The following is an 11,696-nucleotide window of genomic DNA, read 5'->3' as shown; positions in this document are numbered from 1 at the left end:
GGCCCGCTTCGCCTGAGCTACGCAAGAGCTCCGCTCAGCGGGCCTTGACCACCCACCCCCAACCAGAAAGAAAGGCGAACAGAGTCTCCAATTAAACGGCCCGGATCAGGGGGCTGGGTCACTAGCCGCAACATATGCCGCCGCCAGGACAAATAGAAAGAGGGTGGAAAGCCGCTGCTGTCCATCTACGATTTCATACGCTTGCGGTTGTGGGGGGTTGGGTTCTCTGGCGACCGAGATAATCGCTCCAAGAAATCGTGAATCGTCTTCTCCACTTACTACTTTGTCGATTTCATCAATCATTCGATTGAGCTGTCGTTCAGTCCAAACATACTCTCGTTGAAACAACGGAATTTGAATTTGGTTGGATTGCGAAAACAGCTCGTAGAAGCTCATTTCGTTCGAATTGTTGGTAACCTTTGTGATCGTCGTACTCATGGTAGAGATTTTCCCCCAACGTAGAGATCGCCACCTTTTTGTCTAAACTCAAGCGATTTCTCTTCCATCCCCCGCTTCGCCTCTGCGGCCTGCCGCTCCAGGTCGAGCCGTTCGTTCTCGGACATTCCGGCGGCATAGTCGCGCACTTCGGCGGTGATCTTCATGCTGCAGAATTTCGGGCCACACATACTGCAGAAATGGGCCACCTTGTGCGCGTCTTTCGGCAGGGTCTGGTCGTGGAAGTCGCGGGCGGTTTCGGGGTCTAGGGCCAGGTTGAACTGGTCCTCCCAGCGGAATTCAAACCGCGCGCGTGACAAGGCATCATCGCGCAGCTGCGCCGCCGGGTGGCCCTTGGCAAGGTCGGCGGCATGGGCGGCGATGCGGTAGGTGATCACGCCGACCTTCACATCATCCCGGTCGGGCAGGCCCAGATGCTCCTTGGGTGTCACATAGCAGAGCATGGACGTGCCGAACCAGCCGATCATCGCCGCGCCGATGCCCGACGTGATATGGTCATAGCCGGGCGCAATATCTGTGACGAGCGGGCCAAGCGTATAGAACGGCGCCTCGCCGCAGAGGGCGAGCTGCTTGTCCATGTTGACCTTGATCTTGTGCATCGGCACATGGCCGGGCCCTTCGATCATCACCTGACAGCCTTTCGCCCAGGCAATCTTCGTCAGCTCACCGAGCGTTTCCAGTTCTGCAAACTGCGCGGCATCATTGGCGTCGGCAATCGCGCCGGGCCGCAGGCCATCGCCGAGCGAGAAGGAAACATCATAGGCGCGCATGATGTCGCAGATGTCCTCGAAATGTTCGTAGAGGAACGATTCCCTGTGATGGGCGAGCATCCATTTCGCCATGATCGAGCCGCCGCGCGAGACAATGCCGCAGACGCGCCTGGCGGTGAGGTGGATATAGGCAAGGCGCACGCCGGCATGGATGGTGAAATAGTCCACGCCCTGTTCGCACTGCTCGATCAGCGTGTCGCGGTAGACCTCCCAGGTCAGGTCCTCGGCGACGCCGTTCACTTTCTCCAGCGCCTGATAGATCGGCACGGTGCCGATGGGTACGGGGCTGTTGCGGAGGATCCATTCGCGGGTGTTGTGAATGTTGCGGCCGGTGGAGAGGTCCATCACATTGTCCGCGCCCCAGCGCGTCGCCCACACCATTTTCTCCACTTCTTCCTCGACCGAGGAAGCGACAGCGGAGTTGCCGATATTGGCATTGATCTTCACAAGGAAGTTGCGCCCGATGATCTGCGGTTCCAGCTCGGCATGGTTGATGTTGGCCGGGATGATGGCGCGGCCGCGGGCGATCTCTGAACGGACGAATTCCGGCGTGATGAATTCCGGAATCTCCGCGCCGAAGGAATTGCCTTGCTTGATCTGCGCGCGCGCGTTTTCAAGGGCGGCGCGGCGGCCAAGGTTTTCGCGCTCGGCCACATAGATCATCTCCTTGGTGATGATGCCGGCCTTGGCGAATTCATACTGGGTCACGGGTTTGCCCGGCAGGCCGCGCAGCGGCTTATGCTTCACGGGGAATTCCCGAGCCAGGTATTTTCCGGTGGCGCCGCCATTGTCCTCGGGGCGCACTTCGCGCCCCTCATATTCTTCCACGCCGCCGCGCTCGAGCACCCAGTCCCGCCGGTGGCGCGGCAGGCCCTTCTCGACATCGATGGTCGCCGCAGGGTCGGAATAGGGGCCGGACGTGTCATACACGCGCACAGGCGGTTCATTCGCAGACGGATGAAGGTCAATCTCCCGGTGCGGCACGGCAAGGCCGGGCACAGGCGAGGTATAGACCTTGCGGCTCGCGGGCAGGGGCCCGGTCGTCACTTTCGGGGGCGTGAAGTCGCCGGGCTTGGTGGGCTTGTTCATGTGGGTCTCCTGCTTGCGGAAGACCCGGGATGTTCTAGCGTTCGGTTCCGTCCCTCGCGCCGGCATGACCCGGATCAGGTTCAAAGGGTAACTCTCAGCCCGGCCCCATGCCGGACACCCCTCGGATTTCGCCGACCATAGCCGCGATGCCGCGCCGGGAAAAGGGGGCGCCGCAAGGGCTGGAACCTCTTCCCGCCTCGCGCATTAACCAAGGCGAACGCAACGCTAATGAGGCCCGTCATGAAAGCCTTCCACGCCCTTCTCACCGCCCTGCTCGTGCTGTTCGTCGCCGTCATGGTGATGTTCCGCTTCGTCGATGGCTCGTTCGAATCGGCCGGTGCGCGGATGGACAGGCTGTTCGGCGCCGCCGCAACCGAGGCCACCGCCGTGGCAGAACAGGTGGCCGAGGCGACCGACAACGCCGTGCAGGATGTCGCTCGCGACATCGCCGAGCGGTCAGACCGGGACTAGCCAGGCAACGCTCCCGATAAGTAAGGAATTGGCCTAACTGACTTGACGCGCGGCATCGCGCCTAATAAGTTAGGCAAATGGCTAACAAACAGACAGACAGCGCAGCGTTCCTCGACAAGGGCTTCCACGCCCTGTCGGACGCAACGCGGCGCGGGGTCATCGCCCGTCTTTCAGAAGGCGAGGCGAGCGTTGCAGACCTTGCCGCGCCCTATGACATGGCGCTGCCGAGCTTCCTCCAGCACATCAAGGTGCTCGAGGCGGCCGGCCTGATCACCACAGTCAAGACAGGGCGCGTACGCACATGCCGGCTACAGGCTGAACGCCTCGCCGCGCTCGACCAATGGATCAACCGGTACGAGGCCGCCTGGCGGTCGCGGCTCGACCGGCTGGGCGATATTCTGGACCGCAAGGGAGATACCCAATGAGCCATTAGAGCATGGCCCACCGCACGGCGCAGATGCAGCGCGTCTATTCGGCCAGCCCTGCGCGCGTGTTTGCCGCCTGGGCCGATCCGGACATCCGCCGCCTCTGGGGCTCACCGTCCGATGAGGTCGAGGTGCGCAATGATGCCGCGGATTTTCGTGTCGGCGGCGTGGACCAGCAGACCTGCATCGTGGGCGGCGAAGAGATCGCCACCGTCATCGGCCGGTATCACGATATCGTGCCGGACAAGCGGATCATCTATACCGAGGTGATCAGCGATCCTTCTGCCCTCCTCGGCATGAGCCTCGTCTCGGCCGAGTTCATCGCGGAAGGCACGGGCACGCGCCTTGCGCTGACCCTCCAGACGATTGCGGTGGACGGGTCAGACCTGCTCGAAGGTGTCGAGGAGGGCTGGGTCAGCGCGCTCGACCGGCTTGGCGGGATGCTGGTGACGGCGTGAGGGCACGGATCAGCGCTGGCTGTTGAAAAACTCAAGCAGGGCATCTTCGATGCGGTAATCCGCCTGCGGACGGGCAGGCCACTCGTGGCCACCGGTCTCGGCAGCGGTCGCGATGAGGACGGAGCCGCCAGTGCAGGTGCGCGTGGTGGTGGCAAGACCGGCGGGGCCGCCGGCGGGGGAGGCGCGGCCGCAGGATTTGAGTTCCGCGAGCCTCGCTTCGGCGTCGACGAAACCGAGATGCGGCGCGGTGCGCCAGCGTTCGGCCTTGTCATCGGGGTTGCCGTCGAAGCTGAGCACATCGTCGTTTTTCGCATGGTACATGAAGATCGAGGTCCGGGCGGGGATCGCCGGCTGGTCGGCGAAGATCGCGCCGCTGACCGGGGCGATGGCGCGGGGCGTGGTTTTCATCTGGCCGGCAAGGCGGTAGCTGAGCATGGCGCCGTTGGAGTGGCCGGTGAGGAATATCCGCGTGCGGTCAATGCCGATGCGCTGGTCGAGCAGGTCGACTGCGGCGTCGGCAAAGGCGGCTTCGTTGATCCGCTGCCTTGCGGCGTATGCGCAGCAGTGAATGGCGTTCCAGGTGCGCAGTTTCTCACGGCGATGGCGGGCAGAACCATTCATATAGGCGACAGCATAGCCTGCATTTGTCAGTGTGCGGTTGAGCTCGCGTGATCGTCCGGCCATCCAGTCGTCTCCGCCTCCGCCGCCATGGAAAACCATGACGAGCGGGACCGGGCCGGACGTACCTGCGGGTCGGAAGAGCATGAATTCCCGAGCGGACTGGCCGGTGCCGACAGTCAGGGTTTCGCCCTCTGCGGCGCGGCCGGGCGAGGCAGTGGCGGCAGGCGAGAAGAAAAGACTGGCGGTGAGGAACAGGGCAAAGAAGGCACGCATTCTCGGGGCTCCGCTTGGGTAGTGTCCCGAGTTAAACGCAGGCGCGTTTTAAATCCGTTGCAGCCGATTACCCGATCCTTGCCTTCGTCTCCGCCGTCCAGCCGACCAGAACCTCGCTCTCGGTCTCGATGACCGGGCGTTTGATCAGCGTCGGATTGCCCAGCAGGAGGCCTTCCAGCGTCACGCCGTTGGCCCGCGCCTTGTCCTCATCGGGCAGGTTGCGCCAGGTGGTGCTGCTGCGGTTGACGAGCTTGTCGCCGGCGGCCGCAATCCAGCGCGGCAGTTTCGAGGCAAGGTCTGCCTCGGCGCGGATATCGACAAACTCTGCCGGCTTGCCGGCGGCTTCCAGCTCCTTGAGGGCTTTCTTGCAGGTATCGCAATTCTTCAGGCCGAACAGCTTGCGGTTCATGGGGCTCTCTCCTGAGGCTGGTGCGACGGCGGGCAGATATGGATGGCGGTGCCCGGCGGCAACCGCCTCATATCAGCGTTGAGCGCCGCTCACAGGTCAAACCCTCGCTCCGGAGACAAGGCCAGCGTCTTCACGGCGAAACCACCACGCCCACGATGGGGCCCATGTCGAGGCCGGTCTCGTTGCGCTCCAGCGCCGGCACATAGACCTTCGAGATCGCGCCATCGAGATAGAGCGCATTCGGCGTGCTGAGCCCGTCGCGGAACATCCGCGCGAAGGAATGGAAGTTCACCGGCACGTCCGAAATCACAAAATGCACCTGCCGGCCATCGGCGCTGACGCCGACACCGTTGCGGCGCCTCAGGCTCGTCCCGTCAGGGTTCAGGCCCGGATGCAGCTCCCCGCGGATCACCAGCATCGGGCCGGACTGGGTTGCAAAGCGCGGCGGGCCCTCCTCGAAGGCCTCGGCATAGGCCAGGCTCTCCGTGACCCCGGCGCGCGGGCCGTCGATCCAGAACACGCCGTTCGGCAGCATCCCGAAATTGCCGGGCCCGGCGGAGCGCACGAGGCCCATCTCGGTCTCGCCCTCCTCGACATAAAGGCCCACCGGGCGGCGGTCATCATGATACATGCCCGCATTCATTGCGAAGATCAGGCTGCCGCCTTGGGCTGCGACATGGTTTGCCACCCGGTCGAACTGGCCGAAGGGCGCCCCGCTCTCATCGCGCAGGAAGAGGCGGATATCGTCCTCGCCCGCATCGAATGTGCAGACCAGATAGGGCAGGTTCTCGAAATTGCGGGTCCGGCAGGGGCCATCCTGCAGCCCGCTGCAACCAGCGGTCAGGGCGCCGCACAGGGCAAGGAGAATCGGGCCGGAACGCATAGTTTACAGGTTAGTGATACATCCCGGATTCACAATGCCGCCTGATGCAGCAGGCTGGCCATCGGGTCAACCAGCGGGCAGACCCGCCTGAAATCAATGGGAGCCGTGAATGACTGACCAGACGATGACGGGCAACGGGCGCTCCGGCGCGGGGTTCAGCGATCCGGCCGGCCTCCTGTTCGTGGCGACCGTGTTTGTCTCGGCCGCGCTGGTGTTCCTCGTCCAGCCGATGTTTGCGCGTATGGCAACGCCGCTGCTCGGCGGGTCGCCGAATGTGTGGAATGTCTCGCTTGTCTGTTTCCAGGCGGCGCTTCTGGCCGGGTATGCCTATGCCCACCTTCTGGTCCGGCTGGTCAAGGCGGTGCGCCATCAGGTGGCCGTGCATGGCGCGCTGCTGCTGTTTGCGGCGCTGGTATTGCCCTTTGAACTCAGCGGACTGCTCGGCCCGCCGGATCCGCAGCGCCCGGCGCTCTGGCTGATCGGCGTGTTCGGCGTATCGATTGCGCCGCCCTTTGCGATCATCTCGGCAACCGCGCCGCTGGTCCAGGCCTGGTATGCCCGCACGGGCCGCGCGGATGCGCACGATCCCTACCACCTTTATGCCGCCAGCAATGCCGGCTCCCTGCTCGGCCTCGCGGCATATCCCCTGCTGCTGGAGCCGCTGGCGCCACTCGCCGTGCAGGCTGGCGCCTGGTCCATCGGGTATGGCGCGCTCTGCCTCATGCTGATCGGATGCGGCCTTGCGGCGGCGCGCGGGCCGGGGCTGTCCGCCTTGCCGGCTTCGGTGGAACCGGCCTTGCCGGAGGCTGGGCCGCGGGACGGGCTGGCGGCAGGGCAGGGGATGTCCCGCTGGCGCCAGCGCCTCTGGTGGCTGGTCCTCGCCTTTGTCCCGTCGAGCCTCCTCCTCGGGGCAACCACCCATATCGCAACCGATGTCGCCAGCGCGCCCTTCCTCTGGGCGCCGCCCCTGTTCCTCTATATCGCGAGCTTCGTCATCGTCTTTGCCCGCGAGCCCATCGTCACCAGCGCGACGATGCGCCAGGTCGTTCCGTTGCTTGCCGGGCTTGCCCTCTTCAGCCTGTCCAAGGCCTCCGGCATCCCGACACTGGTCACCTTCGGGGTGCACCTCCTCGCCCTCTTCGCGGTGGCCGTAGGCTGTCACGGCCTCCTAGCCGAAAGCCGGCCCGAGGCAGGCCGGCTGACCGAATTCTATCTGATCATGTCGCTGGGCGGGGTCCTCGGCGGCGCCTTCAACGCGCTGGCCGCACCGGTCATCTTCAACGGTATTGTCGAATATCCGATGATGCTCGTCGCGGCGGTCCTGCTGATGCCGAATCCCCTCATGGGTGGCTTTATCCGGACACTGGCCGCCATCGTCATCGCCGTCGTGGCTGCGATTCTTGCCTTTTCGGTCCCCCATGTCGACATCCTGGCCGACGATCAGGTCCGCACCTATTTCCTGCTGCTGGTGGCCGGCCTTGTCGCCGTCTGCCTTGGCTATGTCTCCCGGATCGCGAGCGTGGCCGCTGCGCTCGCGCTGTGGGGCATCGTGACGGCCACAAGTCCGACGACCGACAGCCTGCACACGGAACGCGGCTTCTTCGGCGTGGTGCGCATACAGGACCGGCTCGGCTACCGGCTCATGGTGCACGGCACGACGCTGCACGGCGCCCAGTCCCTCAATCCGGAAGAAGCCTGGCGGCCCGCCACCTATTACGCGCCGGAGACGCCGATCGGCCAGGTATTCAACGCGCATATACGGCCGGGCCGGGCCGCCATGATCGGGCTCGGCGTCGGCTCGGTCGCCTGTTACGCCTGGCCGGAGCAGGAATACGTCTTCTTCGAGATCGACCCGATCGTCGCGCGCATCGCGAGCGATCCGAATTATTTCACCTTCATCTCAGACTGCGCACCGGAATCGAGGATCGTGCTCGGCGATGGCCGCCTGACGCTGGCCGAAGAGCCCGACGAGAGCTTCGATCTCGTCCTTGTCGATGCCTTCTCCTCGGACTCGATCCCGGCGCACCTGCTGACCCGTGAAGCGGTGGAGTTGTACCTTTCGAAAATCGGCGATGATGGCGCGGTGCTGATCCATGTCTCCAACCGCTATCTTGCGCTGGAAACCGTCGTGGCGCGGATCGCCGCCGATCTCGGCGTACCCGCCAGGGTCAAGTTCGAATCGCCGGACAATCAGAACGCGCCCGACTACCGCGCCCAGGCCAGCGGCGTCGTCGCCCTCGCGCGCACCGAAGAGGCGCTGACCGGCCTCAACCTCGCAACCGGCTGGACAAACCTCGAGGCCGATGGCGGCCGGCCGTGGACGGATGATTATTCCAACATCCCTGGCGCCATGTGGGACAGGGTCGTCCACAAGAAGCGGTGAGACCAAAGCTGCGTTCCGAAAAGCGGGAACCGGTGTTCGGAAAAACCCCGCGACAAACCAAAGTTCTAGCGCCTCAGCCCTCGGCGGCTTCCTGCTGCTGACGGCGCAGTTCGCTCGCGCGCACCTTGACGCTTTCGGAGCGCAGCTGCCCGCAGGCAGCCAGGATATCCCGCCCGCGCGGCGTGCGGATCGGTGATGCATAGCCCGCCCGGTTCAGCACTTCGGCAAAGGCCTCGATCGTCTCCCAGTCGGAACACTCATACGGCGCGCCGGGCCAGGGATTGAACGGGATCAGGTTGATCTTGGACGGCACACCCTTCAGCAGGCGGACGAGTTCGCGCGCTTCGGCCAGTGTGTCGTTGACACCTTTCAGCATCACATACTCGAACGTCACGCGCTTGGAGTTGCCAAGGTCGGGATAGGCGCGGATCGCCTCGAACAGCTGCTTGAGGTCATACTTCCTGTTCAGCGGCACAAGTTCATTGCGCAAATCGTCATTCGTGGCGTGCAGCGAGATGGCGAGCATCGCGCCGGTGCGCGCGCCAAGTTCGGGGATCTTCGGGGCAACCCCTGCGGTCGACACGGTGATGCGCCGCCGGCCAATGGCGATGCCATCCCCATCGGAAATCGTGTCGATGGCCTCGGCGACATTGTCGAGATTATAGAGCGGCTCGCCCATGCCCATGAAGACGATATTGGTCAGGCGCCGGTCTTCGATGGAGGAGGGCCATTCGCCAAGAGCGTCGCGGGCGATGATGACCTGCTGGACGATTTCGGCCGCCGTCAGATTGCGCACCAGCGCCTGTGTGCCGGTATGGCAGAAGGTGCAGTTCAGCGTGCAGCCGACCTGAGAGGACACGCACAGCGCCCCCGCCTTGCCGACATCGGGGATATAGACGCTCTCGCCCTCGATGCCGGGGCCGAAGCGGGTGAGCCATTTCTGCGTCCCGTCCCGGCTGACCTGATGATCGGCGATCTCCGGCCGCGACAGCTCGAACTGATCGGCCAGCCGGGCGCGCAGATCCTTCGCAATGTCGGTCATCGCAGCGAAATCGGTGATCCCGAAATGGTGAATCCACCGGCGCAGCTGGCGTGCGCGCATACTGGCCGCCTTGGGGTCCAGCCCAAGCGCTTCAAGTTCCGCGCGCAGGGCGGGAACCGAAAGCCCAGTCAGGCGTTTAACTTCCGGGCGCGGCGCGGGCCGGCGGCTGAGATCAAGGGTCACGGACATGCGCGCGCTATATCACGGGCCGGAGCCCAAGGAAAACGGGTCGAACATGGACAGAATTTAAGGCGGTGGGCCCTGAAAAACAGGTCGCTTTCAAGAGTATGACGCTCCGGGTAAGCGGTCCGCTTCGCCTCGCAGTTGGCTTACGTTCAGAATTCCGCGGGCAAAAAGGCCCGCAATCAGTCTCAGCAAAGGGAGTCCCTAGAGATGAAATATGCAGCCCTTCTCGTTGCCGCACTGGCGCTTCCGCTGGTTCAGGCCTGTGAAACCGGCCCCAGCCAGCGCGTCATGACCGGCGCTGCCGCCGGTGCAATCCTCGGCGCAGGCGCCGGGATGCTCGCAGGCGGCGATGATCGCCGCAACGCCGCGATCGGCGCAGCAGTCGGCGCGGTCGCCGGCGGCGCTGTCGGTGGTTACATGGACCGCCAGGAAGAGCGCCTGCGCCAGCAGACCGCCGGCACCGGCATCGAAGTGCAGCGCCAGGGCGACCAGATCGCGCTCACAATGCCGTCGGGCATCACCTTCCAGCAGGGCCGCGCCGACATCCAGCCCGGCTTCCATCAGGTCCTCAACAATGTTGCCGCAACGCTGAACGAGTATCCCTCGACCGCTGTGGACATTCTCGGCCATGCAAGCTCCGAGGGCGACCGCGCCTTCAACCAGCGCCTCTCGCAGCAGCGCGCCGATTCGGTCCGCAACTACCTCGTCGGCCAGGGCGTTGCCTCGGTGCGGATGAATGCGGTCGGCATGGGCATCGACTATCCGGTGGCCTCGAACGATACCGAAGCCGGCCGGATCCAGAACCGCCGCGTCGAGATCATCCTGACGCCGGTCACCCAGTAGTCCTGGTCCCGCCCTGCGGGCTCATTCTTTCGGGCAGCCATCCATACCCGGGTGGCTGCCCGTTTGTTTTTCTGCGGTATTTCCTGATTCCGGGCTGGCCAAGGCGCGCAAATTCCGGCCCCATAGGGCATGAGCAAAACCGACCCATCCATTCGAAGCCGCGGAAAATTCGGCGCCAGCGCCCCCTATCGCGGTATGGGCTCGGAAATAATCCGGGGCCTCTCCTGGGCCTATCTCAAGGCCATCCGCTGGCGGGTTGTTTCCGATTGGCCCGGTATGCCGCAATCCGTCATCGTCGCAGCGCCTCACACCTCCAACTGGGACGGGCTGACCATGCTGGCCGTCGCGGGCTGGTACCGTGTCAAGCTCAGCTGGATGGGCAAGGCCTCGCTGGTGCGCGGGCCCCTTGGCTGGCTGGTGAAGCGGGCCGGGTGTGTCCCGGTCGAGCGGTCAAGCTCGAACGATGTGGTCGAGCAGATGCGCCTTGCCTTCGCAGATCGCCCGCAGCTGCACCTCGCCGTCGCCCCGGAGGGCACGCGGCGGGCCAATCCGGACTGGAAGACCGGCTTCTATCACATCGCCCGCTCTGCCGGTGTGCCGCTTGTGATGGCCGTGCTGGACTATCGCACACGCTCTCTGCGCCTGGATGGTCCGATGCCCACAACCGGCGATATGGCGGCGGACATGAAGCAGGTGCTCGCGAGCTATGCCGAAGCTGGCGGCAAGTTTCCGGACCAGTTCCAGAAGCCGGACTGGTAGGGCATTCTTGCCCCGCTCAGCGGCAGAGTTCCGCTGCCTTGTCGATCGCGGCCGCAGAGCCAGCGAGCGAGAACCGGTAGGTCACATTCGTGCCCCGGGCCGAGGTCGCCGTCAGGCTCATCGTGCTGCCCGCGCGGATTGCGGAGACAATGCGCGGGTCATCCGAATCCTCCGCAAAGGCTTCACTGCCAGCCGCAAACTTGGTCCAGCTGGACCGGCCGATGGTGAGCCGCGGGGCGCTACCCTCGCGGAAGTTGTATCCGACCTTGACGCTCGGCTGGTTGCGCGCCGCCCCGGATCGCCAGCTTGTCACATGATACCAGACATCGCCATGATTGACCGAGGTTGGCGACCGGGAGGTCGCCTGCGTCGCCGCATAGCAGACAAGGTCGTTGCCGCGCTGCTCCGTGAAGACGGCCCAATCCCTGAACCGTCCCTGCGCTTCCTGCTGCGCGTGCGCGCCCTGCGCGAAGACAGCCGAGGCGATCACAACCATGAGAGCGGCGCGCCGGATTGTCATTTTCTGTTGCATCAAGAATATTTTACCCGCAATGTGATGTCAGTACGCCCATCCATACACGTCAGCATGGTTCGGGCAAAACACCAATCGCGAGTATTTGCAGGATTA

At 64.3% G+C, this 11,696-nt stretch carries 13 protein-coding genes and 1 riboswitch; of the genes, 6 read left to right on the top strand and 7 right to left on the bottom strand.

The features are described 5' to 3' along the window. Positions 1-105: 105 nt before the first annotated feature. Entirely contained in the window at positions 106-438 is a 333-nt protein-coding gene (locus tag ACK4SV_RS09595; protein ID WP_409917606.1) for a DUF262 domain-containing protein, read from the bottom strand. After that, the gene (gene thiC, locus ACK4SV_RS09590) at positions 435-2,315 is read right to left on the bottom strand and encodes a phosphomethylpyrimidine synthase ThiC (RefSeq protein WP_409917605.1); all 1,881 of its coding nucleotides are present in this window, start codon (positions 2,313-2,315) and stop codon (positions 435-437) included. The genes ACK4SV_RS09595 and thiC overlap by 4 nt, the downstream gene beginning before the upstream one ends. A gap of 33 nt (positions 2,316-2,348) precedes the next feature. Continuing rightward, positions 2,349-2,447: riboswitch (TPP riboswitch) on the bottom strand. A 108-nt stretch (positions 2,448-2,555) separates the two neighbouring features. Between thiC and ACK4SV_RS09585 the strand changes: the two genes are divergently transcribed. From ACK4SV_RS09585 to ACK4SV_RS09575, 3 genes are all read left to right on the top strand, one after another. Continuing rightward, entirely contained in the window at positions 2,556-2,786 is a 231-nt protein-coding gene (locus ACK4SV_RS09585) for a hypothetical protein (RefSeq protein ID WP_409917604.1), read from the top strand. A 77-nt stretch (positions 2,787-2,863) separates the two neighbouring features. After that, positions 2,864-3,211 (top strand): ArsR/SmtB family transcription factor, encoded by a 348-nt coding sequence (locus ACK4SV_RS09580; protein WP_409917603.1) that lies wholly within the window; start codon positions 2,864-2,866, stop codon positions 3,209-3,211. 11 nt (positions 3,212-3,222) lie between these two features. Beyond that, positions 3,223-3,669 carry an SRPBCC domain-containing protein gene (locus ACK4SV_RS09575; RefSeq protein WP_409917602.1) on the top strand — a complete coding sequence of 149 codons (447 nt, stop codon included), beginning with the start codon at positions 3,223-3,225 and terminating at the stop codon, positions 3,667-3,669. A 9-nt stretch (positions 3,670-3,678) separates the two neighbouring features. On the opposite strand, the gene ACK4SV_RS09570 is transcribed toward ACK4SV_RS09575, so the two are convergent. The 3 genes from ACK4SV_RS09570 to ACK4SV_RS09560 all read right to left on the bottom strand — a co-directional run bounded on the left by ACK4SV_RS09570 (position 3,679) and on the right by ACK4SV_RS09560 (position 5,855). After that, positions 3,679-4,563, bottom strand: coding sequence for an alpha/beta hydrolase family esterase (locus tag ACK4SV_RS09570; protein ID WP_409917601.1), 885 nt, complete (start codon positions 4,561-4,563; stop codon positions 3,679-3,681). A 67-nt stretch (positions 4,564-4,630) separates the two neighbouring features. Then, positions 4,631-4,972 (bottom strand): ArsC/Spx/MgsR family protein, encoded by a 342-nt coding sequence (locus ACK4SV_RS09565; protein ID WP_409917600.1) that lies wholly within the window; start codon positions 4,970-4,972, stop codon positions 4,631-4,633. Between the two features lie 130 nt (positions 4,973-5,102). Next, positions 5,103-5,855, bottom strand: coding sequence for a phosphodiester glycosidase family protein (locus ACK4SV_RS09560; protein ID WP_409917599.1), 753 nt, complete (start codon positions 5,853-5,855; stop codon positions 5,103-5,105). A 109-nt stretch (positions 5,856-5,964) separates the two neighbouring features. Here ACK4SV_RS09560 and ACK4SV_RS09555 point away from each other — a divergent pair, with 109 nt between their 5' ends. Next, positions 5,965-8,238, top strand: a complete 2,274-nt coding sequence (locus ACK4SV_RS09555) for a spermidine synthase (RefSeq protein ID WP_409917598.1) — start codon at positions 5,965-5,967, stop codon at positions 8,236-8,238. 73 nt (positions 8,239-8,311) lie between these two features. On the opposite strand, the gene rlmN is transcribed toward ACK4SV_RS09555, so the two are convergent. Beyond that, positions 8,312-9,469 carry a 23S rRNA (adenine(2503)-C(2))-methyltransferase RlmN gene (gene rlmN, locus ACK4SV_RS09550; RefSeq protein ID WP_409917597.1) on the bottom strand — a complete coding sequence of 386 codons (1,158 nt, stop codon included), beginning with the start codon at positions 9,467-9,469 and terminating at the stop codon, positions 8,312-8,314. A 204-nt stretch (positions 9,470-9,673) separates the two neighbouring features. Here rlmN and ACK4SV_RS09545 point away from each other — a divergent pair, with 204 nt between their 5' ends. Together ACK4SV_RS09545 and ACK4SV_RS09540 are read left to right on the top strand one after the other, a co-directional pair. Next, positions 9,674-10,309 (top strand): OmpA family protein, encoded by a 636-nt coding sequence (locus ACK4SV_RS09545; RefSeq protein WP_409917596.1) that lies wholly within the window; start codon positions 9,674-9,676, stop codon positions 10,307-10,309. Between the two features lie 129 nt (positions 10,310-10,438). Further along, positions 10,439-11,068 carry a 1-acyl-sn-glycerol-3-phosphate acyltransferase gene (locus ACK4SV_RS09540; protein ID WP_409917595.1) on the top strand — a complete coding sequence of 210 codons (630 nt, stop codon included), beginning with the start codon at positions 10,439-10,441 and terminating at the stop codon, positions 11,066-11,068. A gap of 16 nt (positions 11,069-11,084) precedes the next feature. Here ACK4SV_RS09540 and ACK4SV_RS09535 read toward each other — a convergent pair whose 3' ends face one another. Then, complete coding sequence (locus ACK4SV_RS09535; RefSeq protein WP_409917594.1) at positions 11,085-11,600, bottom strand: invasion associated locus B family protein; 516 nt, start codon at positions 11,598-11,600, stop codon at positions 11,085-11,087. Positions 11,601-11,696: the final 96 nt, after the last annotated feature.

It is taken from the genome of Hyphomonas sp. (assembly GCF_046313735.1).
Lineage (GTDB): Bacteria > Pseudomonadota > Alphaproteobacteria > Caulobacterales > Hyphomonadaceae > Hyphomonas.
The sequence above is the reverse complement of the archived record's forward strand: the minus strand, read 5'-3'. Positions and strand labels throughout refer to the sequence as shown.